Below are 26,478 nucleotides of genomic sequence, written 5' to 3' on the forward strand. Positions count from 1 at the left end.
GGGCGTACGTCCATGAGGTTTTCTATACGGGATCAGCACCGTAATCACGTTTTCGTGCTTTGGATCAATCTTGTGCTGATGCGACTAGTTGAGAGGTTTGCGGCTTAGCGGTTGTCCTACTCTGCACGCGGCTTTCGCCTGGGGGATGTCCAGAACCGATGTTGCTATAGATATGAGGATGAGAGCGCTTGAGCAGCTCGCCGCGAACAAAGCCAGCTACTCCACACAAGAGGATGATGGTTGGAATCACGAAAACCAAATACCACAGCTCGGCATCGCCAATGAGGTTCTCGAAGTTGGCCAAGATCAGCACGAACATTGCGCCGAATCCAATGATGGCGATAGTTGGCGCCACTTTTGTGACGAACGTTGGGTAAAGCCCTTTGTGCTTCCTAAAATAGAAGTAAACCGAGACCGAAGTGGTTAGAAGCAAGAAGACGAGTCCGAAACCACCAGCGTTACTCATCCAAGAGAACACGATTGCTGATGGAAAGCTTTCGTCATATCCTGAGAGCTTTTGAGCAAGCAGTGCCGTGGCGATGGCAAACCAACCGAAGCAAGATTGGAAAAGCGATGCCGCAACAGGGGCACCATTTTCGCTAGTCGTGCCGAGGTTCTTCCAAATAACCTGTTCTCGCCCCAGCGCCATGAGGTAGCGGGAAATAGAATTATGGAAGGCTGTAACGGCTGCGAAGAGGGAGGTGACCAAGAGAAGCTGAATTAGCGGAACGATGGACTCGTATCCCTGGCTCGCAATAAAGTTGAAGAACAGATCCGAACCAGATTCTTGCGCAGAATCAACTACCTGAGACTCTCCAGTGCTTTGGGCAATTGACCATGAAGAGAATCCATAAAAGCCGGAAATAATCAGAATTGATATAAGCGTAGCGTTTGGGATGGTTTTCTCCGGATTGATTGCCTCCTCAGAGTACATAGCACTGCTTTCAATACCCATGAACCCGGCGATAGTGAACGCGAGAAGAGTTCCTGTGCCAGTTCCAATGAGCGCTGATGGAGATAAGGTGCCAATCGAGAGTCCATCTGCAGGGTTGCGGATTGCGAGAACACAGAAGAACACGATGGCACAAGACTCTAAGAGGAGAAGAACTCCTAGAATTCTCGAAGTGGCATCGGCAGATTTAATGCCTAGAAATGCCACTAGGCCTAAAGCTATGAGTGCCCACACCGCCCAGTGGATATAGGTGCCTACTATCGATTCAAATAAGCTAGATGCTGTGTATCCGAGAAGACAGTAAAGTGCGATCTGCATAGCAGTGTAAGAAACGATAGCCAGTGAAGAAGCTGCTAAACCGTGACTTTTCCCGAGGCCGGCGGAGACGTAGGAAAAGAATGCAGCAGTATTGGGTATCTCCTTGGCCATAGCGCAGAAGCCGACTGAAAAGAATGCCACGAGTGCTCCGCAAAGCAGGTAGCCGAGAGGAACTCCTGGCATTCCAGATGTGGCGTATGCTGCCGTTACTCCGGCGGAAACCACCGTTAAAGGAGCAGCTGCTGCAATTACTAGAAAGACAATGTTGTGCGTCTTGAGGGTACGAATCTTTTCGCTCATACGGCACCATCACTTGTAGCAGGGGAGAGGCTTTCAAGCGCGGGGCTGTCTTCTTTGAAGTGAGTGGTATATGCCTTTCTCAGATATTCGATTTGTTCGTGTGTGAACGTCTTTCGAATTTGTCCTTCCACGATTTCGGCGTATTCATCCTTGAAACCGGAGTCTTCATCGGTCAGGCTTTCCAATACTGCAAGACCGCAGAAAGGAACGTAGTACTGGCAATAGCCGCCTTCTTGGACCACGACTAGATTTCCTTCAGAAAGGCTGTCTGCAGCAGCTGCAAGAGCCTGAGTCATGTTGTAGTAGCCCGAGGTTGTTACCATCATGCGGCCTAGAGGGTCCATCATCGCGGCATCGTAGCCTGTACTAAGGATGATTAATTCTGGCTTGAATTCTTCAAGCGTTGGAATGACGATCTCATTAAGCGCGGTTTCATACACTAGGTCGCCACTTCCTGGAGGAAGGGGGATATTCAGATTGAAATCCTTGCCTTTTCCGGAGCCTCGTTCTTCGACGAAACCACTGTCGACCGGGAAATTTCTATCTTGGTGGATGGATACTGTGAGAACACGGTTGTCTTCCCACCAGATGTCTTGGGTTCCGTTGCCATGGTGAACATCCCAATCTACGATTGCAACTCTTTCTAGACCGCGTTCCTCGAGAGCAAAAGACGCTGCAGCCGAAGCGTTATTGAAAAGGCAGAAGCCTAAGCCACGGTTCCGCTCAGCATGGTGTCCCGGAGGATTAATCAAGGCATACCCTCGGTCAACCTCTCCGTCTAGTACAGCTCGAGTCATTTCAATTGCGCCGCCAGCTGAGAGCTTCGCAATGTCGGCGCCTCCTTGTCCGAACGGTGATCCTCCATCTCCACAATCGCCACCTTTCGGTAGTTGAGACTGTTGGAGCATCGACTCGATGTGTTCGTTGGAGTGAATTCTTTCGAGTTGCTCTTTCGTCGCCGGCTTTGCCGAAAGATTGGTGAGGTGTTTGCGGAGCTGAGAGACCTGCACTAATTCGTTTAGGCGTCGCTTTGGTTCCGGCGAAGAGAAGTGGCGGTTCACGGGTTGTAGGCCAAGGGCTGGGTTTGCCGGTGCATTTCCACCCGTGCCCGTGTCGTGCCATCCGTAGAGCGTGTCCCAGAGATAACCCACAGAGACTTTATCTTGCTTTTTGGTTGACATTTACAATCCTTTCTTTCGGCTGTGGTGTTGCAAACCATAGTACTTGCCGAGTGTGATTTGGGAGACTGCTTTCGCCTTAATTGCGGGGCAAGTTGATTTCTCTAAGGTGCCGTTATGTTTTTTAATATTGGCGGTGGAGTCCGCTGTTTTGGAGCTGCTATTAGAGGTCTTTACTAACGGAAATATAGCCATTTCGAATCGAATAAAATCCACAACTAGCTACCCCGTTGTGGGGGTGGACTGATTGCAGGTTGGGTGATCTATCGTTCGTAAATATTTGTAACTGTGCAGGTGAGTGGGTAGGAGTGAAAGTTTTTCGCGATTATTTCGTTGGAGATATTTGTGAGTAATATTATCTTGCGTGGAGGATTGTAGGTTTTTAATTTGGTATAAGAATTAATCCAACCTTGATGGGGGTTTTAATGCCGATTGCAGGTGGACTCGTTTTGAGCTTGGTGTGACAGGTGTTACTTCAATTGGGGCGTACGAAAAACCAAAAGGGTGTTGGATTATCCGTCGATAATCCAACACCCTTTTGGTGATCTATTTCGGGCTACTTCTCCACGTAGTAGAGCTGCTTATTAACGAACTCATCCATGCCAAGTGGGCCGAGCTCGCGGCCAAAGCCGGAGCGCTTTACGCCACCGAATGGCATTTCTTCGCCTTCGCCTGCGGGAGTGTTGACATTGGCCATGCCGCACTCGAGACGGCGGGAGACAGCGGCGGCACGCTCGGTGTCCTGGGAGAACACGGTGCCGCCGAGGCCGTACTGGGTGTTATTAGCCAAATCGAGGGCTTCTTCGTCGCTGCTTACCTTGTAAACGGTCGCGACTGGGCCGAAGAACTCCTCGTAGTAAATATCGGAGCCAACCGGGATATCGGTGATGACAGCAGGGGAGACGTAAGCACCTTCCTCAGAGAGCTCGCCGCCTGCACGCAAGTTAGCACCGGCAGCAACGGCACGGTCCAGCTGGTCACGCAGCTTTTCGGCTGCCTCACGGGAGGACAGCGCAGAGTATGCGCCTTCAGTCTGGTTGTCCGGAGTGGACTTTACTGCAGCGTTGGCGAGGCGCTCGAGCTCAGCGACGAACTCGTCGTAGATGTCTTCCATGACAATCATGCGCTTGTTCGAGTTGCAGGCCTGGCCGGTGTTGTACATACGCGTGCCCCATGCCAGCTCCGCAGCTGCCTTGACGTCGTCAGTATCGAGCAGGACATACGGGTCAGAGCCGCCGAGCTCGAGAACAGCCTTCTTGAGGTTTTCGCCGGCCTGCGCGCCGATGATGGAACCTGCGCGCTCAGAACCGGTAAGAGATACACCTTGGATACGAGAGTCCGCGATGATGGTGGAAATCTGGTCGTGGGAAGCAAAGACGTTCTTGTACACGCCTTCAGGAACGCCAGCGTCATCCATGATCTTCTGAACGGCGAGGGCCGAGCGCGGACAGATTTCCGCATCCTTGAGAATGATGGTGTTGCCCAGCATCAGGTTGGGCGCCACGAAGCGGGCGATCTGATAGTAGGGGAAATTCCACGGCATGATGCCGAGCAGTGGGCCGATAGGCAGGCGGCGGATGACTGCCGTGCCGTTGGAGGCAGTTGGGATCTCCTGGTCCTTGGTGAAGTCTGCGCCGTTATCGGCGTAGTACTTGATAATGGCGGAAGAGAACTCAGCTTCCTCGATGCTCTCGGAGTGGAACTTGCCCATCTCCTCGCCGGCGATTTGGGCTAGTTCTTCCTTGCGTTCCTCGAAGAGTTCGCTGACGCGGGTCATGATTTCTGCGCGCTCAGAGATGGGGCGTGCAGACCACTCTTTATAAGCCGCGGCGGACTTTGCCAGTGCTGCTTCGACTTCAGCGTCGGTAGCGGTATCGAAGGTTTCGACTACCTCATTGGTTACGGGGTTCTGTACGCGATAGGTGTTGGACATTGATTACTCCTTTTCTCGTGTGTAGTTAGACCAGCGGTTGCTGGTCGTCGTCGCGCGAGGAAATTCGCGTGAGGGTTTCGCCCTTGAAGAATCCTGGGTGGGCAAAGCGGGTGAACAGCATGATGAATACGCCGAGCCCTAAGACAGCGACGCTCAATATGAAGACCATGCCGATACCACCGATATCAGACCCGGATCCGTAGGACGGATCCATGGAATCGAATGCAGTGATGAAGAACATCATGAGCAAGAATCCGCCGCCCACAGTGGGGAAGAGGAACTTGAACACGATGTTATGCATCGAGCTAAACAGTTCGGTTCGGAAGTACCAGATGCAGGCCACGGCCGTAATTCCATAGTAGAAACAGACCATGAGGCCCATCGTAGCGATGGTGTCCCATAGCGCGTTTTCCGAAATAAGGCGGGTTACCGCGTAGAACACGGCTGCTGCTGCAGCGGAAACAATGGTGGCCGTCGACGGTGTACGGAAGCGGGGGCTGATCTTTGCGAACACCGGCGGCAAAGCGCGGTAATAGCCCATAGCCAGCAAGGTGCGGGCGGGGCCCACCATCGTGGACTGCAGGGAGGCGAAGGAAGAGGACAGAACCGCGATATAAATCAGGATCGAGGCCTTGCCCAAGACAGGCTCTGAAAGCGCCGCGAAAATCGATTCCTGATTCTCTGGATTACCAGCGCCCAGGCCTGTGTCACCTGTGCCGGCCCAAGTGATGACTGCCAGCGCGGTGAGGATATACAGCGCGATGATGATGAGCACGGTGATCGTAGCTGCACGACCCGGCGTCTTTTCGGGGTTTTTCGTTTCCTCGTTCATCGTGAGGGTTACGTCCCATCCCCAGAACATGAAGATGGACAGTGAGATGCCCGCAGCAATGAGGGAAAAGCTTCCGATGCCAACCGGGTTGAACCATTCGAGCGAAATCGGTGTGAAGTCGAATCCGCCGTTGTTATAGGCGTTGTGGATTGCGACGACGTCGAAAAGCACAATGGCAGCAATCTGAATCGCTACGAGTACATACTGCAGCTTTTGTGTTGAGTCGAGGCCGCGGTAAGAGATGTAGCCCGCGATAGCGATAAAGACGAAGGTAGTCGGGATATTGACCCACAGGTTCCGGGTCAGATCACTAATAGCCGGGTTGTTGAAGAGCTGACCAAGAAGTAGGTAGAAGAAGTCGACGGCCACCGCCGCCAGGTTTGATAGCACCAGAATCGTGGCGGTGATAAGCCCCCATCCTCCCATCCAGCCGGCCCACGGGCCGAAGGCCTTTGTAGCCCACGTGAAGGAAGTACCTGAATCAGGGACTGCGTTGTTGAGCTCGCGGTAGGCAAACGCTACAAGCAGCATGGGGATAAAGCCCAGCAACAGCACTGCCGGGACGTATTGACCCACAGCTGAAATCGTTGGGCCAATACCGGAGGTCAGCGTATAGGTAGGGGCGATGCAACTGACGCCAATGACTACTGCGCCAAGCAATCCGACGCGGCCCGTAGCTAGGCCTTTGTTCGACGCTGTCTCATTTACCGAGTGGGTGGTTGGCGTCGAAGGGGTCGTGGTGGTCATGTGTTGTCACCACCTTTCGATAGAAGATTGTTTTCTTTGCCGGCCTGCATATAGCCGGCGGGCACAACAACCATGGGGACTGGGATCAAGCGGAGCATTCGAGACGCTGTTGAGCCTAAGAAGAGGCGTCCAGGAACGGCCATGCGGGAGGAACCGACAACGGCGATTTCCCCGTCTTGCCAGTTCAGCTTTTCCAACGCAGTGCTGACATCCTTGCCAGACGCCACCTCGGTGGTGGCGTGCCCGGCGTCAAGCATGTGTTGAGCGGAGTCAGCCAGTTTTCGGTTGGCATAAGCATTGAGCGCACTGGGCACGTCGGTTCCGAGCCCATGCATGTCAGACTCACCGCTTAGGACGAGCGAAACGAGCCGCAAGGGAATCTCACGGCGACGCGCACGATCAAGGCCGATCGCAATGACGTCGGAGGTGCCACGACGAGGACCGAAGAAGGTTGTGACTCGAGTGATAGGGCCTGGGTAGGAGTATCCGCGTGGTGCAAGCGCGACAGGAACGGGGGCAGAGTGCAAGAGCGCATTGACCGCGGAACCCATCTGGAAACGTCCGAAGAGGCCGCCCTTCCGGGCGCCAACGACGAGCAAGTCAGCACCAAGGGTCTCCGCAGTTTCGCAGAGCGCGGCAGCTTCGGAATCTCCCGTCACGATGCGTGCGGTTGCAGTGATTTCTTCAGGAACCTCCGCGAGAGCCTCCTCCAGCCATCCAGCGATTTGTTCCTCCACAATGGAGTCATAGCCACGGTCGTGCGGGTAAACGCCCGAGAAGGAGCTATGCGCGGGGGCTACCATAACGAGTTCGAGGTGCACGTTGCGCTCTTTTGCGAGAGCAATTCCTAAGCGCAACGCGTCTTTGCCGAAATCGGTAGCGACGTAGCCCACGAGGATGCAACCACTAGTGCTGCGGCGAGGGAAACTTGCGGGAGCCATGTTTAAGCCTTCGCTGCTTGCTCTGCGATAGCCAGTGCGGCGATCTCGCCCTGGCGTACTGCGCCGTCGACGTGCTGGTAACCTTCCGCAGCGATGTCGGAGCATGCGTAGTAGATGGGGCCGGTCGGCTGATTCTGGAGGTGCCCCCAGCGCGAGAGTCCACCGAGATCATAGGAGGTAGCGTAGGCACCACGCGTCCACTCTTCGGCTGCCATGTCAGACAAGTAGAAAGCGATGGGCTCTTTGGTCTTTGGGCCAAGGTAATCTGCCATGGCGTCGAGAATGCGTTCTTTGCGCTCTTCAGCCGGCAGGTGCCACATCTCCTCTGCATAAACGTCGGAGACAAAGCCCACGAGGGTGCCGTAGGTGTCTTCCTTATCTGCGGTCGATTCGGCAAAATTCTTGCCGTAATTGGTGTTGTCGTAAACCTCCTGAACGAGGCGACCGCCACCAAAGCCGGTGCCGGAGAGTCCTTCTTCGCGCCAGAACGGGGTGTCGTAGATGGCATGGACCTTGATAACCAGTCCCATGGAGATGTGCTGGTGCGCAATCTGCTGGTCGCGCGGCATCGGCGGGACGAAGGAGATGCGGTTGTACAGGTTTGGCGGAACAGCCAGAACGGCGAAACGGGCCTTTACAGTGACCTTCTCCGAAATGGCGGTAACATTTCCGGCTTCGCCATTGCCGGCGACACCATTGCGAACATCTGCCTTGATGTTGTTGAGTTCGTCCGCGGTAGATGCATCCGGCTCCGCCCAGTGAAGCTCGCGCACAGGAGTGCCGAGGTGGACATCGTCGCCCAAGCCCTTGGCAAGAGTTAAGGAAACGGACTGCATACCGCCGACGACGCGCTTATCCAGGATGAAGTCCTCATCGACAAGGTTGCTGAAGGAGCCTGCGGAGCAAGCCATGAGCACTGCTTGAAGAGTGGAGAACGTGTAGGAGGGCTTGGTCAGCATGCCGGACGCCACATAAATCGAAACGTTGTCGATGGCCTCAGTGTCGTCGGAAAGCTCCTCAAGCCAAGAGCGGAAAGAGATGGAGTCTAGCTCTTTGGCGCGCGGGTGGGACCAAGGGTTTGCGGGGTCCATTTCCGCTGCGAGTTCATCCATGATCTTGATGAGGTGGTCCATCTCAGCAATGGTCTTCTCATCGGCTGGGAATACAGTGCCTTCGTACTCGTGGCGGGTGCCATCAGGGGAGACGTAGATCGACTTGCCCTCGCGGTAGCGGGAGAAAGTTTCGAGGCCGAGTTCATCAACGAGCTCGATGAGGCGGGTCTGGTCGGGGGAGATCCACTGGCCTCCGAGCTCTACGAAGTGCTCGACTCCCTGTGCATCCTTGACCTTGCCGTTCCAGGTACGGCCGCCGACGCGCTCGCGAGCTTCGAGGACGGCTACGCTCAGGCCCTTCTTCTTTAGGGTATGTGCGGCCATGAGGCCAGCGGGGCCGGCGCCGATAACGACGACATCGCGCTCGATAACGGGATTGTCTGGATTGACGAGTGAAGTCATGAAGGTGTCTCCGTTCCTATGGGACGATGAAGGGGCAGGTGTGGCAAAATGAACATCATTCATTTTGTGTCTCATATCACTGTACAGAAGGAACGTAACGTGAGACAAGGGTTCGGAGCTGTGAATTCGCATCGGCCTAAAGGTCGCCCCCATAAAGCGCTGGTTACGCGCGAAAAGATCGCTAAGGCTGCGCTCACCATTGTGGGGGAAGAAGGATATGAAAAACTCACAATGGCGCGCATTGCCCGCCGTCTAAACGTGGGAACCAGCGCGTTGTACAACCACCTTTCGGGGAAAGATGACTTGCTCGCGCTGATCGAAGATGCAGTCATGGAGCAAGTGGAATGCAGTTCCTTGTATGCCGCATTGGAGGCCACCCCGACACTCTCACCCCGCGATGCACTCATACGTTGGGCAACGTCCTACCGCGATGTCTGCGCACGGCATGTTCCGCTCGTGCGGATTATTGCGTTGACACCTATTTCTGGAGCACCTCGTACGGTTGAAATGTACGAAGTGCTAGCCCGAGTTTTGAAGCTGACCGGTCTTCCGAGCTCGGCCATCATGCCACGCATCGTGGCGTTGGAATCTTTCATTTATGGCAGTGCTTACGACGTCCACGCCCCCGAAGACATCTTTGACCTTCCGGTGGATAGTGAGGCGCGCGCACCGGCACTGGCCGATGCGCGCGGTGCTTTTTCACCGGACGCCTCCATGGCAGAGAGTCAGGATCAGAGGAATCCCTACGCCGACGAGCCGTTCCGCTTAGGCCTTGAAGCCCTCCTGTCAGATCTCCCCGACGAGAAGAATAGCTAGCTCCTCCAAGGCTCAATGCCCGCGCGCCTCCAGGCCTCCAAGAACTGGGTGGTCTCGGCCTCATCGGTGATGGACACGCGCACGCCTTCGTCGAGGTAGCGGCGGATGACCACGCCTTCATCGAGCATCTTCGTCTCCACCTCCGAGGCATCCGCACGCGGCAGCCAGACGAAGTTGCCGTAGGACTTCTCAGCCCCCAGCTCCGCGCAGACGCGGTCGCGCTGTGCTTTGGTGATCTCGACGGCGTCGGCAAGCTCGTCGTGGCGCTTGAGCACCTCCACGGCGGCGGTTTCCGCCATGGCGGTCACCGTCAGTGGCAGGGAGAGCAGACGCAGCGCGTTGATGATCTCTTCGCCCGCCACCGCGTAGCCCACGCGCATGCCGGCCAAACCCCACGCCTTGGAGAAGGTGCGCACGCCGAGCAGGTTGGGGTAGCGCTGGTATTCCTCCACCGAATCCGGGGTATCGGGGGCGTCGTTGTACTCCCAATAAGCCTCATCCAGCAGCACGACCACGTCCTTGGGCACCCTGTCCATGAAGGCGCGGAATTCACCGCGGGTAATCACGGTGCCCGTCGGGTTATTGGGGTTGCACAAGATGATGAGCTTGGTCTTCTCCGTTAGCGCCTCGAGTACTGCTTCCAGATCGACGCGGTAATCCTCCGTGAGTGGGACCAGAACCGGTTCCGCGCCGGCCATGCGCACGTACAGGGGATAGGCCTCAAAGCTGCGCCAGGGCACGATGACCTCATCGCCTGTATGGCAGGACGCCAAGATGGTGGCCTGCAGGATGGGCGTGGAGCCCGCGGAGACGAAGATATTATCCGCCGGCACGCCCAAGTAGTTGCACAGTGCATTGGTGAGCTCCAGGCTGCCGGGCTGTTGGTAGCGGTTGGTGGTGCGGGCGGCGTCGGCAACCGCGGCGATGATGTCCTCAGCTGGCGGGAAGGGGACCTCATTGGATGAGAGCTTGAGCGCGTTGGGGAAGTCCTTGCCCACCTTGTACTCGGGGAAGCTCGAGAGATCATTGCGTAGCATAATCACGTCCTTTCTAAATCATGTCCCAGATGGTCACGGCCATAATCAGCAGGCCCATGCCGAAGACGAAGTAGTTCCACGGGTCATTGCGGAAGTGCTTGTACACGTCCAACTTCTTGAACATGTACACCGGAACCAGGTAAACGATGAACGCCACGAAGACACCGGAGACCACGGAAATCATGGAAATAATGGAGGGGTTGAAGATCGCCACGAGCGTGGTGCACACGAAGGCGATGACATAAATGATGTTGAGCAGCGTGCGGTGCGAGACCTTCTCCGCCAGCTTCGGAGCGGCGTTCTTCAGCAGGTACTCCGTGCCTTCTTCTGTGCCGAGCATGTGGCCGAAGTAAGAGGAGACGATGGCGCAGATGACCACGATGGGCGCCATGTAGGCCATGAACGGCGTGCCGGTGACGTTGGCGAAGTAGGAGAGCACCGGGATGTTTTGCTCGAGGGCCTCATTCATGCCGTCGGCGCCGAGCGCGAGGACACAGGACCACACGAAGAACATGGTGAAGACCACGAGCAGGATGGAGGTGTAGAACTCCGTGCGGGAGACGCGCTTCTCGGTCTTCTCGCCGTACTGCGGCTGCATATCGAGGGCGAATTGCGACAGCGCTGCCATGTGGGAGAAGGAGAAGACCAGCACCGGCAGGATGAGGAAAATTCCCTTGAAAATGCCGCCGTAGCCATCCGAGCCGTCATCAAAGTGAAGGAAGCTTTGCAGGTCCCAGCGCGGGATGAGGTAAATGGAGGTGACGGCCAGCGCAATAATCAGCGGGTACACCAGCACCTGGGCCAGCCAAATCATGGGCTTGCGGCCGATGGCGAAGGCACCGGTCATGACGCCGACGCAGAGCATGGCCAGTAGCCACCGGTCGAGCGAAGGCCCGCCCAGCTGGTTGACGATGAAGCTATCCACCGCGTTAGTGATGGAGACACCGTAAATCAGGACCGTGGAAAAGACCGTGATCCAATACAGCACCGCGAAGACGATTCCTTGGCCCTTGCCCAGGTACTGCGAGACCAGCTCGAGGATGTCCTTGCCGTGGTCCTCTTTGGGGGCGCCCGCGACGATGCGCGCGTAGGTGCGGTGGGAGAAAAACACCAGCGGGAAGATGAAGACCGTGGCGAAGACCAGCGGCCAGAACCCGAAACCACCGGCGTTGAGCGGCAGGAAGAGGATGCCGGCACCCACGGCGGTACCGAAGAGCGTAATGATCCACGATGCGGTGGATGCGGCGGGGCGCTGCTTGGCGACGACCCCATCGCCCACAATGTGCTCGCCCTCCTTCAGCTCAGTAGTGGGTGGCGTGGTTGTTGGGGGAGTGTTGGTAGAGCTCATGATGAGCCTCCTTTAGTTGGTGGGCGGAATAGGCAGGGAATGCTCTTGGTCGGTGATGACGTTGATCAGTGCCGGTACCCCGTCGTTGGCGATGGCGTGCAAAGCGCGGGCCACGGCCTCCGGTGCTTGTGCGTCATCGGTGACGAGCTCGCCGTGGGCACCGAAGCCGCGGGCTACCGCCGCGAAATCCGGGTTCACCAGCTGCGTGCCGGATACGCGGTCGGGGAAGTGCTTCTTCTGGTGGTCGCGGATGGTTCCGAACTCGCCATTGGACATCACGATGATGAGGAAAGGCGCGCCGTATTGCAGCGCGGTGGCCAGCTCCTGGCCGTTCATGAGGTATTCGCCATCGCCAGCAATGGTGACCACGGTGCGCTCCGGGAACTGCAGCTTGGTGGACACAGCGGCCGGGATGGAGTAGCCCATCGAGCCGTTGCGCACGCTGAACTGGGAGGGGTAGACCGTCGAGCGCAAGAACTGTTGGGCCCAGATGCAGTGGTTGCCGGCGCCAAAGGTGTAGATCGAGTCCTTGGGCAACTGCTCGTGGAGCGCTGCGAGGATGGCCTCCATGTGGGCGGTGCCCTCTTTGCCTGGACGGTAGTCTGCGGGCTCGGGGAGGGTGGCGAAGTTGAGGTGGTTCGCGTGCGCGGAATCAAACCACTCGCCGCGCTGCTCCGTGCCCTCGACGGTTAGACGGTCCAGCGTGTTGGCGACGGCCACAGGGCTTGCCACGATGTGGCTCTCGAGGGGTACCGAGTGCCCGCGCAGGCTGGTGTCGGGATTGATGGCGATGTTGCGCGCCTGCGGTGACTGGCGCAGGGTATAGCCGTCGGTAGGAACATCACCGAGAACGGCACCAACTTCAATGACGAGGGAGGCGGCTTCCAAAAGTTGCGCCGCGCGGGGGTCGCGGCCGTAGCCGAGCCAGCCGGCGTTGGCGGGGGAGTCGAAAGGCACGTGGTCGGCGGCGCGGAAGTCTTGAATGATCGGGATACGGTGCTCTTCGGCGAAGCGAGTGATCTTCTCCGCGGTCTCTGGGGTCCAGCGCGGACCGCCGGCGAAAATAAGTGGTCGCTCTGCGTGGCTCAGTTCGCGGGAGAGGAGGCCCAGGTGATCGTCGGAAAGCGCGCCTTCCGCAACCGGGATGGGCGGGTGGATGGTGCCGGTGAACTCCTTGTGGAGAACATCTTCCGGCAGGCCCACGATGACGGGGCCGGGGCGGCCCTGCTGGGCCTGGAAGAAGGCTTCGGCCACGACGCGAGAGGCGCGCTCCGGATCGTCGAGGACGAAGACCTGCTTGGCCTGGGTGCCGAACCACGCCTTGGGATCGAATTCCTGGAAGGATTCGCGGTCGCGGTCCGAGGTGGGGATGAGGCCGACGAAGAGGACGAGCGGGGTAGCGTCCTGCCAAGCGGTGTGGATGCCGACGTAGGCGTTGGCCGCGCCGGGCCCGCGGGTGACCATGGCGACGCCGGGCTGGCCGGTGGCTTTGCCCTGGGCTTCGGCCATGTAGGTGGCGCCGCCTTCGTGGCGGCAGACGATGGCTTCGACGGGGGAATCGTAGAGTCCGTCCAACACGGGAAGGAAGCTTTCGCCGGGTACGAGGAATGCGCGGGGCACATTGTGCGCGGCAAGGGATGCGGCAATGGCGGCGCCGACATGTGACATGGAGAACCTCTCTGACTTCGTTGTGGTAGTGGTCTCACTATTCTTTGATGATGTCATGTTGTCTAATGTTGCTAAAGCTCTAAAGCCATGCATATAGGGCATGGGGGCTGGTAAAAGTAGGGGAATGGACATGGTGAAGGCCAAATATTTCCTCGCGGTGGCTGAGGCCGGGACGGTGACCGCTGCCGCCTCACGCCTCGGAATTACCCAGCCGGCGCTGAGCCGCCAACTGCGGCGCTTTGAAAAGGAGCTGGACCTTGAGCTCTTCGTGCGGGCTGGATCTGCGCTTGTGCTGAGCGACGCAGCGCATGCCCTCATCCCTACCTGCCGCCGCCTCCTCGCTGCATCCGCGCGCGCCGGGCAGGCGGTGGAGGCACTTCGGGCTGGCAGAATTCCGGCGCTGTGCGTGGCGGCCACGCCGACGACGATGTCGACGCTTCTCGCTCCGTTTATAGAGGCCGCCGGCTCGTCGATTCCTCTGCTTACGACGACTCCGGTCTCGCACTACGACGTCTTCGACGCTCTGGAAGGAACCGCCGACATGGTGATTGCTACCATCCCGCCGGGCAATGACGTGGCTTCCTTGCCGCTGGGCACGATTCCGGTGCGCGCCTGGGCGCCGCCGACGCACCCGCTGGCGCTGGAATGCGCGGGTTCGACAAGCGTGGAGGTTGAGCGCTTGCTGCAGGAAAATGTGGCGTTGCCCTCGCGGCGCAGCGTGTCCCGCGGGGTGGTGGATTCCTTCGTAGGCACGGCCGGCTACGCCTTAGGTTCGCACGTGGAGTGCGATGATACGGCGACGTTATGCGCCTTGGCGCGTGCCGGGCGAGCTGTAGCTTTAATGACGGAGCTGCAGCCGGCGCGGCTGGTGGGCTTTGATGTCGTTGATGGCGAGCGCGCGCTGGGCGGTGTGCCACTGGTGGCGGCATGGTCCCCGGGCCACTTCGCGGGGCAGGAGATAGAGCAGATTGCTCGGCGGTTCCGCAGTTTTATTGAGGGGTCGCTTCGCTAGGGTCTGCTTAGTTTGCATTGGGCATAACTGTCGTTGTTGCCAAAAATCAGGCCAGATCTTGAATCAGAGGCTATAACTTTGGCAGAACGGGCAGTTGCTCGGCATGTGGCGGGGCGCCATGTTAGCGTGGAGGCCAAACTTTCCGGGGGGAATGACATGAACCATGGCGTTGTGCGCGGCCTATCTAAAGGCGCGCTTGCAACTCGCGTGAGCCGTGGGGAGATTGCGAGAATCGCCAAGGGAATCTACGTCTGGGGCAGGCCCGAGCCTTTAGAGCTTTTGAAGCTGTTGCAGGAGCACCGTCCATACCTTAAGGCGACAGGTACAACGGCTGCCCAGGTACTCCTTGGCGAGCCTGTCACTTTTCCGCTGAGGCTCGCCAGCGTGGAGCGAATGCCGGCATCGACCTTTTATGTGCATTCACGGGTGAGCGTCACTAGTTTTGTCACTTTGTCGGGGATCCGGATTCTTAATCCTCTTGTCGCTATGAAGTCCGTTAGTCCTGATCAGGGGATTCGCGTCTTCGAATCTATCTATTCTTCTAAGTCGGGGCGTGCTCGCTTGGACAGCCACCGCGAAGCACTCAATGTCATCCCTGTTGCAAGCCAACGGATGCTGGAGCAAGCCGCCCTGTTCACGGATTCCGGTGCGGAGGTCAAGGTGGCGAAGGGACTGAAGAGGCGTGGGCTCAAAGTTGAGTGCAACGTTGTTATCGGCCACTACACCTGGGACATCGTGCTCCCAGAGCTCAAGGTTGCGGTAGAAATCAACGGGATGAAATTCCATTCCCAGCGAGAGGCATGGCTACGAGACCATTGGAAGAACAACGAGGGTGCGCTGATTGGGTGGCTCACGTTGCGCTACACAGGTCATTGCGTGGCACATCATCTGGACTATGTCATCGACCAGATAGCCAATGCCAGGAATCCGGACTTCGAGAAGCGCTACTTCAAATTCATCGGCTTCTGGCATGAGGGAGTGTTGCCGCCCAAGCCAAAGCCCTGGGAATACAGCGAGCACTTGGGGTATCTGCCACCGGACCCGCCTGAGCCGCCCGACGTCCCGCAGCCGCCCGACTGCCCTAGTTGACAAAGTTATTGACAGATCTTGAGTCGGAGGCGAGAACTTTGGCAGAACGGGCAGTGTGGAGCGTGGTCCTGGCAGTAGGCCGCGGACGCTAGGCAGCAACCAGCCCCTCAACAATGAGCGCCACAGCCGCGCTGATGGCCACGATGATGACGATGCGGTTGAGCACCGTGGCGTTGATGAATCGGTTGAGGTATCCGGCAGCGATGAGGCCCACGATGGCTACCGGCAGGTAGGCCGCGGCCGCGGTGAGCTGCAGGCTGGTGATTTGCCCGCTTAAGGCCAAGATCGCCAGCGAGATGGCGCAGCCAATGATGAACGTGCCCGACAGGGTGCCGCGTATGCGGGCGGGGTCGTAGCCCTTTAAGACCAACGCCATCGGCGGACCACCGATGGAGGTGGACGTACCCAGGAACCCAGAGGCAACGCCCGCCACCGCGATGTTGGTGGTGGTTCGCTTCGGCGACCAGCCGAGGCTGGACAAGGTCATGGCAAAGATGACGGCGCAGCCGATGAAAAGGGAGAGCCCGCGGTGGGAGAGGGAGGCAATGGCCCATGCACCGAGCAGGGAGCCGGGTATTCGCGCAATGGAGGAAATGGCCACGATGTCCCACGACACCGCTGAGCGTGACTTGAGCATTGTCGTGGTTGAAATGACGAAGGCCAGCAACAAGATGAGCGTGGGAACGAGCTCCGGCTTAATCAGCGCCAAGATTGGGGTGGCGATGGTGCCTAGGCCGAATCCGATGGTTCCCTGGCAGATTGTGCCCACGAGGATGAGCAGACCGATGAAGACGTAGAGCCAGCTGAACATCGCTCTACTATCTCACGACAAGCTTTAAGCGCGGACAGTGACCTTCTCGTTGGCCGCGATTTCCTCCAAGCGGTCCGCCGAGCACAATCCGGACACGATGACGGCCGAGCCACCCGCAGCCAGTGGCTCTAACACAGCACGTTGGAAGGAGGCGGTGTCGCTCCACCCTGGAGACAGCACGCGCTCAGCGCCCAACTCGGTGGGGAAAAGCTCCGGAAGCGGAGTGGTGGAACCATAGAAGTGATCGCCATAAAAGCGCACCGTGGGGCCGAAGTCGATGGTGCCGAGCGGCAACTCGCCGCCGCTTTCAACCACGCCGCGGCCAAAAGGATCCTGCGTGACCAGCACCGTGTCGACCAGTGGGGTAGAAGCCGAGCCGGCGGTGGCCTCGAGGTAGGCCTCCGGGGAGGTGAAAACTACGGCGACATCATCGGCGTGCGGCTCTGGGGCAGCCGCACCATCCGTAATGTCAAAGGGGATGCCCGCGGCTAGTGCCCCAAGCGCAATGACCGCTGCCTGCCACGACACCGGAAGGCCGATGAGGATGCGGGAATCGGTGCCGGGCTCAAGGTCGAGCTCTTCCAGCAGCATGTTGGCAATCTTGGAGGTCCAGTTCTCCAGCGTCTGCGCCGAGAAGTCCATGCGGGTGCCGTCAGCTTCGTTGTAGACGCTGAGGCGGGGAGCGGAGGCATCGGCGGACAAGAGATGCTGAAGGAGTTCCATGTCCGCCCATCGTAGGTGGCGGGCGCTCAGCCCGCCACGACGCTCTTAATTCACGCAGCGCGGGCCGTCGCCGCCGGCGTCGATTTCCGGTGCCACCTCGGCGGTACCGAAGTCATCGCCCGGAGTACCCACCTGCTGGGTGTCGCCGCCTTCGCTCGTCTCGGCGGTAGCCTCCTCTTCTTGCGCGGAGTCGTCCTTCGGACCGGAGTAGTCATCGGTAGCCACCACGATGAAGGTATCCGGCTCGAGCTCCTCGTTGGCCGTGACCGGCAGGCCACCGAGCTGCTCAGCCAAGGCCTGGGCGCGCTCATCGTTGGCATCCGCGGCCACAATCTGGGACTCGGTATACAGGCCCGACTGCGCATTGGCGGTGCGCTCAACGGTGTAGCCCACGTTCTTCAACCACGCGCCGATTCCGCCGGCCATGCCGTCGACGGTGCCGGCGTTCAGGACGTGGAGGTTGAGGTCCTCGGCCACGGGCTTTTCGCCGTCTTCGCCTTCCTGGTCGGTTGGGGCATCCTCAGACTTCTTTTCTTCCTCAGCCTTCTCTTGGGACTTGGCCAGATCATCCATGAAGCGGTGGACCTCCGCGGTATCGATGGTCACCACCGATTCGCCATAGTCACCCACGCCGGTAATGGAGGTCACCGGGATCGTCGTAAACGTCACGTTGCCGCCGGCCAGTCCGGCCAGCTGGGTGACGAATCCCATGATGTCCCAGCCATCATCGATGACAACGGAGCGCTCCACGGCATCGGCGATCTTGTTGAGCTTGCCCGGGGACGTCAGCGTTCCCGAATCCAAAACCTTCGAGGTCAGCGAGGCCATGTAGGCCTGCTGGCGCACGATGCGGTCGAGGTCGCCGCGCGGCAGGTCGTAGCGCTGGCGCACGAAGGACAAGCCCTCGGAGCCCTTGAGGGTCTGGCGCCCCTTCGGGAACTTCGCCCCGGACATCGGATCATCCACATCATTGTTGAGGCAGACGTCGACGCCCCCGACGGCGTCGGTAAGCAGCACGAAGCCCAAGAGCCCCACCTCAGCGTAGTGATCAACGCTGACATCCGTGAGCGTGCGCACCATCGAGATGAGACCAGCACGGCCGGCCTCCGTGCTCTCCTTCTCCATCTCCTTCTCCGTGTAGGGAGGCTTTTTACCTGCTGCCTCAGCTTCAGCGTTCTCCTGCTGGAGCTCCTCCATCTTGGCGGACTTGTGGAGCGCGAAGACAGCATTGATCTTGGTGTTTCCGAACTCGCTGTCGTGGACATAGGTATCGCGCGGGATAGACACGGCAGTCGCGCGCGAGCCGTCGTTCGGAATACGGATCACCATGATGGTGTCCGTGTTTTCCTCACCTTCGTCCACGCCGGCATGCAGATCTGCCAGCTCCTGTTCGGAAAGCGGATTCCCCTTGGCATCGGTGCGGGAGTCCTTGCCCACGAGCAGGATATCGACCGCGCCATCGAGACTGCTGTCCTTGAAACCACCCTGGTTACCCAGTGCCAGGTTCGACGCAGAGGAGATGTCATTTCCCAGCTTGCCCACGGTGAAGTAACCCACGCCGGAGACCACGAGGACAACGGCGGACAAGAAAGCGACGATGGCTTTCACCGGCGTCGATCCTCGTTGGGCGGTGGGCGCGGACTGCGAGGGCGCGGCCTGGATATGGCGGGCGGCGCGCGGGGAGTTCGGGGAAGTCACGGGACTAGTTTAGGTGAGCTCGCTGCAAAAACGTGAAGCAGTGTCGCGGGCGCGTGCGCGCGTTGGCGTTGGGTACGCTCAGATTCATCGTGAAGAATTTACAGAAACCCCTGGCCGTGGTCACCGTGACCTTTTCTCCTGGCCGTTACCTCAGCGACTTCTTGGCATCGCTGCGCTTGGCGACGTCCCGCCCTACCCTCACCATCCTTGCCGACAACGGCTCGACCGACGGGGTGCCGGAAGCCGCCGCGCGGGAACACGTGGACGTGGAATTCCTCGATACCGGCGGCAACATCGGCTACGGCGCGGGGATGAATGCCGGCGCGCGCTTTGTGCGTGCGCGTGGGGTCGATGACGAATTTTTCCTCATCGCCAACCCGGACGTGACCTTTAGCGAAGGCTCCCTGGATGAGCTGATTGCGTGCGCACGCCGTCACCCGGATGCCGCGGCGGTGGGGCCGCGCATCGTGGAGCCGGACGGCAGTAACTATCCTTCGGCGCGCGCAGTGCCCACGTTGCTCACGGGAATTGGCCATGCGCTGTTCGGAACGATCTGGCCCTCCAACCCGTGGTCGCGCGCCTACCGCGATGACGCCGACATGGACAGCGAGCGCCCCGCCGGCTGGCTATCCGGCTCCTGTCTGTTGGTGCGCTGGGAGGCTTTTGCACAGATTGGCGGCTTTGATGAGCGTTACTTCATGTATTTGGAGGATGTGGACTTAGGTGACCGCTTCGTCCGCGCCGGCTGGCGCAATATCTTCTGCCCCACGGCGGTGATTACCCACGCCAAAGGCCATTCGACGCAGGCGCACCGCGGCGCAATGCTGCGCGCGCACCATGATTCGGCCTATCGCTTCCAGGCGGACAGGCACCCGCACTGGTACCAAGCGCCCCTGCGCGTGGCCTTGTGGCTGGGGCTGCGCGTACGTGGGCTGGTATTAAGCGCGTGCCGCGACGGCTCCTGAGCTAGGTGCGCCTATACACTAACGGTGGCTTATCTGAAAAGAGATTAAGGAACGATATGACTGAATCAGCGCCCCAGTGGGGATCGACGGCCGATGCCGTCATTCTGGTGGGAGGTCGCGGCACTCGCCTGCGCCCGCTGACGATTGGCACACCGAAGCCGATGCTGTCCACGGCCAACTACCCATTCCTTCAGCACCTCCTCGCCCGCATCAAGGACGCGGGGATTGAGCACGTGGTGCTCTCCACCTCCTATAAGGCGGAGGTTTTTGAGGAGTACTTCGGGGACGGCTCAGATCTGGGTCTGGAGATCGAGTACGTCGTGGAGGAAACCGCGCTGGGTACGGGCGGCGGTATCCGCAATGTCTACGACAAGCTGCGCCAGGATACGGTCATGGTGTTCAACGGTGACGTTCTATCCGGTATGGACCTCAACGGCATCCTCGATACTCACCACTCGAAGGATGCCGACGTGACGATGCACCTGCTCAACGTTGCCGATCCCCGCGCGTTTGGCTGCGTCCCGACGGATTCCAACGGGCGGGTGACCGCTTTCTTGGAGAAGACCGAGGATCCGCCGACGAACCAGATTAACGCTGGCTGCTACGTGTTCAAGAAGGATGTTATTGCGACCATCCCGGAGGGCCGCGTGGTTTCCGTGGAGCGCGAGACCTTCCCGCAGCTGCTGGAGTCCGGCCGCCTAGTTGTTGGTCACGTGGATAATTCCTATTGGCGCGACATGGGCCGCCCGGATGATTTCGTCCGCGGTTCCTCCGATTTGGTGCGCGGCATTGCACATTCACCGTTGCTGGTGGGCCGCACGGGCGAGTCCGTGGTGGATGGGTCCGCGGGTATTGCCGGTGGCGTGCTGTTGCTGTCGGGTACGGCTGTGGGCCGCGGGTCTGTCATTGGGGCGGGGTCGCGTCTGGACGGCACGGTGGTCTTCGATGGCGTGACCATTGAGCCGGGTGCCATCATTAATAACTCCATCATTGCCTCGGGCGCGCACATCGGTGCCAACGCGCATATCGATGGCTGCGTTATTGGTGAAGGCGCCACCATTGGCGCGCGTTGCGAACTGCAGGGCGGCATGCGCGTCTTCCCGGGTGTGAGCATTCCGGACGCTGGCGTGCGTTTCAGCTCCGACGCCTAAGCGCTGCGCCGTAAAAGGAGGACAAGGCACCGAGGAGGAAGGAACCTTCTCGGTGCTTTCCGTATCTTTTGGGCGTGACGCATGGTTTTCATGGTGCGATTGAGATCCATGTGTTTTGTCCAACTGGGTGGCGACACGCCGAAGCAACCTTAGAATTGTTCACAGGGTTGGGGGTGGCCACTACATGTAGTACCCCCGATGATTGCCCCCTAGATAGGTAAACTGTGACGGATGTGAAAGTTGAGGATGATGTACAGCGTTTTCGCTGGAGCCGCCGAAAAATCTCCCGCGACAGGTTGACGATATTTAGTGATTCGGTGTGAAATGACATCAGTGTAATCAACGGCACGGCGGGCACGGCACCGGAAAATCTTTTCGGTGTAGGGTCGGTGCCATCGAATCAAGAGAGAAACGACCTCGGAGAAAGGAAGCGGCGTGGACAATACAACGAATAACAGCGCTATTCTCCGTGGCGGTGCTGCTGCAGAGATGTCGCTCGATGAACTCTTTGGTGCCGTCGAGCAGGAGTGGCAAGACCAGGCGCTGTGCGCCCAGACGGATCCAGAAGCATTCTTCCCGGAGAAGGGAGGATCTACCCGCGAGGCCAAGCGCATCTGCCAGGCCTGCGCGGTGCGTGATGAATGCCTCGAGTATGCCTTGGAGCATGACGAGCGCTTCGGTATCTGGGGCGGGCTTTCGGACCGTGAGCGTCGCCGCCTCAAGCGTGAGATTGGTTAGAGCTCAAAGCAGCTACTAACCAGCATCAGTGCTCCCCCTCACTGCACAGTCCTATGTCATTTGGCTCGGGTCTCGGCGGTGAGGGGGAGAAGTGGTTTTAGGGCAGGGTCGCTCTGCACCCCTAGCCTTTACCAAGTAAAACGCGGATCGATATCACCGGGATCGACGTTGAGGTAATTGGCCACCAGAGCGGTTAGCACCGTGGACAGTAGCTCTTCACGCTCCTGCGCGGAGTGCACGCGCTCCTCCACGGGCATGCGGAAAATGACGAGTCGGGCGCGCGTGGGTTGGCCTTTGGAATCCACGCCCGCCGGGACGATGCGCCCGAGCGGAACAGGGCCATCGGCGATGATTTCATCCGGCAACACAGTCATATCAACTGAGAGGCGCATGCGGGGCACGGTATCAACGGCGAGATCGAGTCCGGTGAGCTGCTCGGCAAAGGCATTGTGAATGGGGGCGTAGGCCTCGAGCGCGGCCATGTCGAAGCGCTCGGCGCTGCTGCGGTAGCGCGGCGTATTCTGCGGCAACAGCGGTCCGCGGGCACCACGGCCATGGCGGTGGCGGGCCGGGCGAATATGCGGGCGGGGCGTGGTCATGCGGCTTAGTCTAAGCCGCATCGAGGTGGGCTCGCGGCGAGACGCGCCGCGCTGAACTATCTAAATCTCAAGTTAGGGTTTAGACTTGGGCCCGTGAATAGCTCTCGCCATTGCTCCCGCCCCGGCTGCGGCCGTCCCGCCGTGGCGACGTTGACCTATGCCTATGCGCAGCAAACCGCCGTCGTGGGCCCGCTCTCCGAAGAAACCGATCCCCATGCCTGGGATCTGTGCGAAAAGCACAGCGCACGAATTACCGCCCCGCAAGGATGGGAAATGGTGCGCGTTGACCGCATCGAGCTCGATGAGGATGATGACCTTACAGCTCTCGCCGAGGCGGTCCGTGAGGCTGGGCGCGTGACCACTGGCTTGGTGGATGATTCCACTGCTGGTTCCGGCGCCGATCCCATTGACTATTCCGCTACTTTCGACGGCGCGGATCCGCGGAATTCGAACCACCCCGTGTTCCGAACCCGCCGCGTCCACGATGCCCGCCAGCGCCGCCGCGCTCACCTGACGGTGGTTCCGGACGCCGACTAGTTCGTCGCACGCGGATTACCGCGACCGACGGGGGTATGCTTGTGGGCTATGCGAACTCGTGAACAGCTCAATGCAGTGATCAAGGCCTATGACGTCCGTGGCGTGGTGGGCGAGGACATCGACGAAACCCTCGTCCGCGATACTGGAGCGGCCTACGCCGCCATCCTCCGCGGGGAAGGGGAGACCACCGTGGCAGTAGGCCACGACATGCGTCCGTCCTCCCCGCAGCTGGCAGCCGCCTTTGCTGAGGGCGCTGCCGCGCAGGGCCTTGATGTTATCCAGCTCGGCCTCACGTCCACCGATGAGCTGTACTTTGCCGCCGGCCACCTCAATTGCGCGGGCGCTATGTTCACCGCCTCCCACAACCCGGCTAAGTACAACGGCATCAAGCTCTGCCGCGCGGGCGCTGTTCCGGTGGGGCAGGAGACGGGGCTGGAGCAGATCAAGGACATGCTGATCGACGGCACCCCGGCCTTCGACGGTGAGCCGGGCACCGTCACTGAGCGTGAGGTTCTTCCGGACTACGCGGCATTCCTTCGCGGCCTGGTGCCGCTGGAGAACTCCCGCCCATTGGTCGTGGCTGTCGACGCCGCGAATGGCATGGGTGGCCACACCGTCCCGGCGGTCTTTGAGGGCCTGCCTTTCGACGTTCGGGATCTCTACTTTGAGCTCGACGGCACCTTCCCCAACCACGAGGCTAACCCGCTGGATCCGAAGAACTTGGTGGACCTGCAGAAGTTCACCGTCGAACAGAAGGCGGATATCGGCCTTGCTTTCGACGGCGATGCGGATCGCTGCTTCGTGGTGGATGAGAAGGGCCAGCCGGTGTCCCCGTCCGCCATCTGTGCGTTGGTCGCGGAGCGCTACCTGGATAAGTTCCCTGGTGCCACCGTCATCCATAACCTGATTACGTCCAAGACCGTTCCGGAGCTCATCGCGGAGAAGGGCGGCAAGGCCGTGCGTACCCGCGTGGGTCACTCCTTCATCAAGGCCCAGATGGCCAAGGAGAAGGCGGTCTTTGGTGGCGAGCACTCCGCGCACTACTACTTCCAGGAGTTCTGGAATGCGGACTCCGGCATGCTCGCTGCCATGCACGTGCTGGCTGCTCTGGGTGAGCAGGACAAGCCGCTGAGCGAGCTCATGGCGCAGTACTCGCGCTATGAGGCCTCGGGTGAGATCAACTCCACCGTGGATGACCAGAAGGCTACGACGCAGCGCGTGCTCGATGAGTTGGCGGACAAGATTGAGTCCGTCGACGAGCTCGACGGCGTGACCGTACAGCTGAAGGGCACCGACGCGTGGTTCAACGTCCGCGCCTCCAACACTGAGCCGCTGCTGCGCCTCAACGTTGAGGCCAAGACCGCTGATGAGGTGCAGGCCATCGTCGACGAGGTCCTCGGCATCATCCGCGCCTAGAAAACCGCCACCGCCCCTCCAGCTGAAGGCATGAACATGACAAGCGAAGGAGCCTCCATGCGTGACATCGAAAGCCTCATTGCCGTCGACGAACCGGCCTGGCCCCACTTGCAGAAGCCACTGGCTGAATCTGATGCAGTCGTGCTGCCCATTGACTCAGAGCGAGGGCGGCGCTCTCTGTGGGAGCTGCAGGTTACCGCCGCATCACCGATGGGAGCCGTTGCTTTGCACACCGGCGGTATCGTCGTCGACCACGGCTGGATACGTTTGTACGGCGGCGGCAGCGAACACCTGCCGAGTATCGCGGAAGCTAACGGGTTGGGCGGCGACATGTCGGCGCCGCCCGGCGAGCTGATTGTCGGGCATGATGTCCTCGGCGGCCTATTCGCCATCGATGGCGGTGCGCTGGGTGTTGCGCCCGGCGAGGTCTGCTATTTCGGGCCTGACACCCTCACATGGGATGGGCTTGGTGGCGGCTACTCGGCTTTCCTTCTTGCTGCGCTGGGTGGCGGCCTCGATGTGGTCTTCGAGGGGCTGCGCTGGCCTGGCTGGCAGGACGATGTGGCGTCCTTGGCACTGACGCAGGGCATTTTCCTCTACCCGCCGCCCTCCTCTGTCGAGGGCAGCGACGTGAGTAAGGCGACGAAGTCGGTCGTCAGCATCCAGGAGCTACTGGGCACCAAGTAGGACTGCACCGCCTAGAAGTGGGCACGGGTCAGCTCAATTTACTCAAACTGCTTTCACCACACGTGCAACCTTGAGACGTGAGCTATGAAATATCTAGTTTGTTCCACCCAGCGGTGGAGTGGTTGGGGGGGCAGTCATCCAGGTGGAGAGTTCTTGGATGACACTTGCGGCGTCGTTCTTATCGCACCAGTAGTGGTGCAGAGCATCGCCGAGGCGCATTTCTACGCGGTAGTTGTTGCTGTCTGGGCTGAAGTAACACTGGATGTAATGCTCAATTTTGGTGTTGTCACTGATGATCAGGAAATCCCGCGGATCGGTTCCCACATTGAGGTTCGCTAGCGACCAAGCATTTGTAGTGATGTAATCAATCCAGTAAGGAATGCTGCGGAGACTAGCCCAAGGCGCTTGGTACTCCATCGTTTCGGTGGTGAAGTTTGAGTTTTCATCACCAAATGTCCACACCAACTGCTCGTTCTCGAGGACGGTGAACGTTGCGAAGTAGGAAAGCACGGGGCTGACGGATAGGAGTAACTGGGCGATGTGGTCGTCGAAATCGCTGATGGCAAGGCAATTTGATCCGGTGAGCTCCACAGCTATCTTGTGTGGCGCTAATACTTTGGTGAGGTATTGGTAGAGCTGCAGAGCTTGTTGCGAGAAGTGGTTTTCTGCCTGGCTAGCGGAGATCACGAGGTTGTAGATCTCATCTGGCGCGGCTGGAGTGGTTGGGAGGTGGATGATTACTCGTTCTGTGCTCATTGTTGCTCCGTCGCTGGTGCCATTGTTGGTTGTAGAGTAACTCAGTTTCCCATGCGAGAGTAGTATTCCTCCCACTCCTCTAGAGTCAGTTCTCGGTTTGTGACGAGGAAATATCGTGCACTTCTTGGTGAAGCTGAAGACATGGCAACGTCGAGGCCGTTTTCTTCAAGGAATTCGAGAATGCGCTGTTCGTTCATATCTTGAGCTTTTACTGGAAAGTCGGGAGCCATTGAATCTTCGGTGGTCTCTTTCCCGAGCCAATGTTGGGAGTAGGAACGCGTCATCGCATCTAGCTGATTCGAGTAAGCAATGAGTACCCATTGCCGGGAAACCTCGGTCTTCGTAATCGCCATCCCTAGGGGCGGATGTTCGAGTTCTTCATGTGTGTGAATGAGGAGCTGGAACAGGCGATCTGACTCGTCGAGCGAATAGCTCACCGCGGTTATTCCGTTTTGCTCTTGGAAGATCCAGACTCGATCGAGATTTGATAGTGGCTTAGCGGGTTTGTCAATTTCAACGAAGTTGAGAAAAAGCGGATCAAAGTCGCTCTTGACGGTGGCGATGGTGGATTCAAGGTCTTGCCAGAAAAACGCTGTGGGCTGGTTATATGCAATCTCGAAAGTCAAATCTTATCCGCCTTGTATGAGGGTGGGCTTCATTATAAAGACGAGCGCGCCACCATCGTAACGATTGGCTGCGCGGGCCTCCCGAA

The 26,478-nt window shown here is 59.0% G+C and carries 24 protein-coding genes; 9 read left to right on the plus strand and 15 right to left on the minus strand.

Annotated elements, in window-relative coordinates; translation table 11 throughout:
• Nucleotides 1–64: 64 nt before the first annotated feature.
• The 6 genes from HMPREF2967_RS12690 to HMPREF2967_RS01735 form a co-directional block, all read right to left on the minus strand.
• Entirely contained in the window at nt 65–1,570 is a 1,506-nt protein-coding gene (locus HMPREF2967_RS12690) for an APC family permease (RefSeq protein WP_232770574.1), read from the minus strand.
• Nucleotides 1,567–2,751, minus strand: coding sequence for a class II histone deacetylase (locus HMPREF2967_RS01715; protein WP_070684711.1), 1,185 nt, complete (start codon nt 2,749–2,751; stop codon nt 1,567–1,569). Before HMPREF2967_RS01715 ends, HMPREF2967_RS12690 begins: the two co-directional genes overlap by 4 nt.
• A gap of 553 nt (nt 2,752–3,304) precedes the next feature.
• Nucleotides 3,305–4,681 carry an NAD-dependent succinate-semialdehyde dehydrogenase gene (locus HMPREF2967_RS01720; RefSeq protein ID WP_070684713.1) on the minus strand — a complete coding sequence of 459 codons (1,377 nt, stop codon included), beginning with the start codon at nt 4,679–4,681 and terminating at the stop codon, nt 3,305–3,307.
• 25 nt (nt 4,682–4,706) lie between these two features.
• Nucleotides 4,707–6,260, minus strand: coding sequence for an APC family permease (locus HMPREF2967_RS01725; protein WP_070684715.1), 1,554 nt, complete (start codon nt 6,258–6,260; stop codon nt 4,707–4,709).
• On the minus strand, nt 6,257–7,201 hold the full coding sequence (locus HMPREF2967_RS01730) for a universal stress protein (protein ID WP_070684110.1): 945 nt from the start codon (nt 7,199–7,201) through the stop codon (nt 6,257–6,259). The genes HMPREF2967_RS01725 and HMPREF2967_RS01730 overlap by 4 nt, the downstream gene beginning before the upstream one ends.
• Nucleotides 7,202–7,203: 2 nt before the next feature.
• A complete protein-coding gene (locus HMPREF2967_RS01735) occupies nt 7,204–8,715 on the minus strand; it encodes a flavin monoamine oxidase family protein (protein ID WP_070684717.1) in 1,512 nt (503 codons plus the stop codon).
• A 48-nt stretch (nt 8,716–8,763) separates the two neighbouring features.
• On the opposite strand from HMPREF2967_RS01735, the gene HMPREF2967_RS01740 reads away from it, so the two are divergent.
• On the plus strand, nt 8,764–9,531 hold the full coding sequence (locus HMPREF2967_RS01740; protein ID WP_083312563.1) for a TetR/AcrR family transcriptional regulator: 768 nt from the start codon (nt 8,764–8,766) through the stop codon (nt 9,529–9,531).
• On the opposite strand, the gene HMPREF2967_RS01745 is transcribed toward HMPREF2967_RS01740, so the two are convergent.
• Genes HMPREF2967_RS01745 through HMPREF2967_RS01755 form a run of 3 tightly spaced genes read right to left on the minus strand, consistent with a single transcriptional unit; the run spans nt 9,528 to nt 13,584 of the window.
• Nucleotides 9,528–10,568: a histidinol-phosphate transaminase gene (locus HMPREF2967_RS01745; protein WP_070684719.1), complete on the minus strand. Its 1,041-nt coding sequence runs from the start codon at nt 10,566–10,568 to the stop codon at nt 9,528–9,530. The genes HMPREF2967_RS01740 and HMPREF2967_RS01745 overlap by 4 nt on opposite strands.
• A 13-nt stretch (nt 10,569–10,581) precedes the next feature.
• Complete coding sequence (locus tag HMPREF2967_RS01750) at nt 10,582–11,916, minus strand: aromatic amino acid transport family protein (RefSeq protein WP_070565234.1); 1,335 nt, start codon at nt 11,914–11,916, stop codon at nt 10,582–10,584.
• 12 nt (nt 11,917–11,928) lie between these two features.
• Complete coding sequence (locus tag HMPREF2967_RS01755) at nt 11,929–13,584, minus strand: thiamine pyrophosphate-dependent enzyme (protein ID WP_070684721.1); 1,656 nt, start codon at nt 13,582–13,584, stop codon at nt 11,929–11,931.
• A 130-nt stretch (nt 13,585–13,714) separates the two neighbouring features.
• Between HMPREF2967_RS01755 and HMPREF2967_RS01760 the strand changes: the two genes are divergently transcribed.
• Both HMPREF2967_RS01760 and HMPREF2967_RS01765 read left to right on the plus strand, forming a co-directional pair.
• Nucleotides 13,715–14,596, plus strand: coding sequence for a LysR family transcriptional regulator (locus tag HMPREF2967_RS01760; protein WP_232770575.1), 882 nt, complete (start codon nt 13,715–13,717; stop codon nt 14,594–14,596).
• 156 nt (nt 14,597–14,752) lie between these two features.
• Nucleotides 14,753–15,685: a type IV toxin-antitoxin system AbiEi family antitoxin domain-containing protein gene (locus HMPREF2967_RS01765; RefSeq protein WP_070684771.1), complete on the plus strand. Its 933-nt coding sequence runs from the start codon at nt 14,753–14,755 to the stop codon at nt 15,683–15,685.
• 88 nt (nt 15,686–15,773) lie between these two features.
• Here HMPREF2967_RS01765 and HMPREF2967_RS01770 read toward each other — a convergent pair whose 3' ends face one another.
• The 3 genes from HMPREF2967_RS01770 to HMPREF2967_RS01780 are packed head-to-tail and all read right to left on the minus strand — an operon-like array spanning nt 15,774 to nt 18,917.
• Nucleotides 15,774–16,496, minus strand: coding sequence for a sulfite exporter TauE/SafE family protein (locus HMPREF2967_RS01770; RefSeq protein WP_070684725.1), 723 nt, complete (start codon nt 16,494–16,496; stop codon nt 15,774–15,776).
• Between the two features lie 24 nt (nt 16,497–16,520).
• Nucleotides 16,521–17,219 (minus strand): TIGR03089 family protein, encoded by a 699-nt coding sequence (locus HMPREF2967_RS01775; RefSeq protein WP_070684726.1) that lies wholly within the window; start codon nt 17,217–17,219, stop codon nt 16,521–16,523.
• Nucleotides 17,220–17,264: 45 nt separating this feature from the next.
• On the minus strand, nt 17,265–18,917 hold the full coding sequence (locus tag HMPREF2967_RS01780; RefSeq protein ID WP_193629808.1) for an LCP family protein: 1,653 nt from the start codon (nt 18,915–18,917) through the stop codon (nt 17,265–17,267).
• Between the two features lie 89 nt (nt 18,918–19,006).
• Between HMPREF2967_RS01780 and HMPREF2967_RS01785 the strand changes: the two genes are divergently transcribed.
• The 3 genes from HMPREF2967_RS01785 (at nt 19,007) to HMPREF2967_RS01795 (ending at nt 21,771) form a co-directional block, all read left to right on the plus strand.
• Nucleotides 19,007–19,882, plus strand: coding sequence for a glycosyltransferase family 2 protein (locus tag HMPREF2967_RS01785; RefSeq protein WP_070565257.1), 876 nt, complete (start codon nt 19,007–19,009; stop codon nt 19,880–19,882).
• Between the two features lie 56 nt (nt 19,883–19,938).
• Nucleotides 19,939–21,033: a mannose-1-phosphate guanylyltransferase gene (locus tag HMPREF2967_RS01790; RefSeq protein WP_070684728.1), complete on the plus strand. Its 1,095-nt coding sequence runs from the start codon at nt 19,939–19,941 to the stop codon at nt 21,031–21,033.
• Between the two features lie 489 nt (nt 21,034–21,522).
• Nucleotides 21,523–21,771: a WhiB family transcriptional regulator gene (locus HMPREF2967_RS01795; protein ID WP_005528147.1), complete on the plus strand. Its 249-nt coding sequence runs from the start codon at nt 21,523–21,525 to the stop codon at nt 21,769–21,771.
• Nucleotides 21,772–21,899: 128 nt separating this feature from the next.
• Here the strand turns inward: HMPREF2967_RS01795 and HMPREF2967_RS01800 are convergent, their stop codons facing one another.
• On the minus strand, nt 21,900–22,370 hold the full coding sequence (locus HMPREF2967_RS01800; protein WP_070530875.1) for a metallopeptidase family protein: 471 nt from the start codon (nt 22,368–22,370) through the stop codon (nt 21,900–21,902).
• A gap of 93 nt (nt 22,371–22,463) precedes the next feature.
• Here HMPREF2967_RS01800 and HMPREF2967_RS01805 point away from each other — a divergent pair, with 93 nt between their 5' ends.
• Genes HMPREF2967_RS01805 through HMPREF2967_RS01815 form a run of 3 tightly spaced genes read left to right on the plus strand, consistent with a single transcriptional unit; the run spans nt 22,464 to nt 25,010 of the window.
• Nucleotides 22,464–22,907, plus strand: a complete 444-nt coding sequence (locus HMPREF2967_RS01805; protein WP_083299235.1) for a DUF3499 domain-containing protein — start codon at nt 22,464–22,466, stop codon at nt 22,905–22,907.
• A gap of 48 nt (nt 22,908–22,955) precedes the next feature.
• Nucleotides 22,956–24,323, plus strand: coding sequence for a phosphomannomutase/phosphoglucomutase (locus tag HMPREF2967_RS01810; protein WP_070530873.1), 1,368 nt, complete (start codon nt 22,956–22,958; stop codon nt 24,321–24,323).
• A 57-nt stretch (nt 24,324–24,380) separates the two neighbouring features.
• A complete protein-coding gene (locus HMPREF2967_RS01815; protein WP_070530870.1) occupies nt 24,381–25,010 on the plus strand; it encodes a DUF2625 family protein in 630 nt (209 codons plus the stop codon).
• Nucleotides 25,011–25,103: 93 nt separating this feature from the next.
• Here HMPREF2967_RS01815 and HMPREF2967_RS01820 read toward each other — a convergent pair whose 3' ends face one another.
• Nucleotides 25,104–25,766 carry a hypothetical protein gene (locus HMPREF2967_RS01820; protein WP_070530868.1) on the minus strand — a complete coding sequence of 221 codons (663 nt, stop codon included), beginning with the start codon at nt 25,764–25,766 and terminating at the stop codon, nt 25,104–25,106.
• Nucleotides 25,767–25,807: 41 nt separating this feature from the next.
• The gene (locus tag HMPREF2967_RS01825; protein ID WP_070530865.1) at nt 25,808–26,392 is read right to left on the minus strand and encodes a hypothetical protein; all 585 of its coding nucleotides are present in this window, start codon (nt 26,390–26,392) and stop codon (nt 25,808–25,810) included.
• Nucleotides 26,393–26,478: the final 86 nt, after the last annotated feature.

Source organism: Corynebacterium sp. HMSC059E07, from assembly GCF_001814395.1.
GTDB classification, from domain to species: domain Bacteria; phylum Actinomycetota; class Actinomycetes; order Mycobacteriales; family Mycobacteriaceae; genus Corynebacterium; species Corynebacterium hesseae.

What these genes read in the sequence shown, in the direction of transcription:
- HMPREF2967_RS12690 (WP_232770574.1), bottom strand. Translation starts at nt 1,570, where the DNA reads ATGAGCGAAAAGATTCGTACCCTCAAGACGCACAACATTGTCTTTCTA.
- HMPREF2967_RS01715 (WP_070684711.1), bottom strand. Translation starts at nt 2,751, where the DNA reads ATGTCAACCAAAAAGCAAGATAAAGTCTCTGTGGGTTATCTCTGGGAC.
- HMPREF2967_RS01720 (WP_070684713.1), bottom strand. Translation starts at nt 4,681, where the DNA reads ATGTCCAACACCTATCGCGTACAGAACCCCGTAACCAATGAGGTAGTC.
- HMPREF2967_RS01725 (WP_070684715.1), bottom strand. Translation starts at nt 6,260, where the DNA reads ATGACCACCACGACCCCTTCGACGCCAACCACCCACTCGGTAAATGAG.
- HMPREF2967_RS01730 (WP_070684110.1), bottom strand. Translation starts at nt 7,201, where the DNA reads ATGGCTCCCGCAAGTTTCCCTCGCCGCAGCACTAGTGGTTGCATCCTC.
- HMPREF2967_RS01735 (WP_070684717.1), bottom strand. Translation starts at nt 8,715, where the DNA reads ATGACTTCACTCGTCAATCCAGACAATCCCGTTATCGAGCGCGATGTC.
- HMPREF2967_RS01740 (WP_083312563.1), top strand. Translation starts at nt 8,764, where the DNA reads ATGAACATCATTCATTTTGTGTCTCATATCACTGTACAGAAGGAACGT.
- HMPREF2967_RS01745 (WP_070684719.1), bottom strand. Translation starts at nt 10,568, where the DNA reads ATGCTACGCAATGATCTCTCGAGCTTCCCCGAGTACAAGGTGGGCAAG.
- HMPREF2967_RS01750 (WP_070565234.1), bottom strand. Translation starts at nt 11,916, where the DNA reads ATGAGCTCTACCAACACTCCCCCAACAACCACGCCACCCACTACTGAG.
- HMPREF2967_RS01755 (WP_070684721.1), bottom strand. Translation starts at nt 13,584, where the DNA reads ATGTCACATGTCGGCGCCGCCATTGCCGCATCCCTTGCCGCGCACAAT.
- HMPREF2967_RS01760 (WP_232770575.1), top strand. Translation starts at nt 13,715, where the DNA reads ATGGTGAAGGCCAAATATTTCCTCGCGGTGGCTGAGGCCGGGACGGTG.
- HMPREF2967_RS01765 (WP_070684771.1), top strand. Translation starts at nt 14,753, where the DNA reads ATGAACCATGGCGTTGTGCGCGGCCTATCTAAAGGCGCGCTTGCAACT.
- HMPREF2967_RS01770 (WP_070684725.1), bottom strand. Translation starts at nt 16,496, where the DNA reads ATGTTCAGCTGGCTCTACGTCTTCATCGGTCTGCTCATCCTCGTGGGC.
- HMPREF2967_RS01775 (WP_070684726.1), bottom strand. Translation starts at nt 17,219, where the DNA reads ATGGAACTCCTTCAGCATCTCTTGTCCGCCGATGCCTCCGCTCCCCGC.
- HMPREF2967_RS01790 (WP_070684728.1), top strand. Translation starts at nt 19,939, where the DNA reads ATGACTGAATCAGCGCCCCAGTGGGGATCGACGGCCGATGCCGTCATT.
- HMPREF2967_RS01795 (WP_005528147.1), top strand. Translation starts at nt 21,523, where the DNA reads ATGTCGCTCGATGAACTCTTTGGTGCCGTCGAGCAGGAGTGGCAAGAC.
- HMPREF2967_RS01800 (WP_070530875.1), bottom strand. Translation starts at nt 22,370, where the DNA reads ATGACCACGCCCCGCCCGCATATTCGCCCGGCCCGCCACCGCCATGGC.
- HMPREF2967_RS01810 (WP_070530873.1), top strand. Translation starts at nt 22,956, where the DNA reads ATGCGAACTCGTGAACAGCTCAATGCAGTGATCAAGGCCTATGACGTC.
- HMPREF2967_RS01815 (WP_070530870.1), top strand. Translation starts at nt 24,381, where the DNA reads ATGCGTGACATCGAAAGCCTCATTGCCGTCGACGAACCGGCCTGGCCC.
- HMPREF2967_RS01820 (WP_070530868.1), bottom strand. Translation starts at nt 25,766, where the DNA reads ATGAGCACAGAACGAGTAATCATCCACCTCCCAACCACTCCAGCCGCG.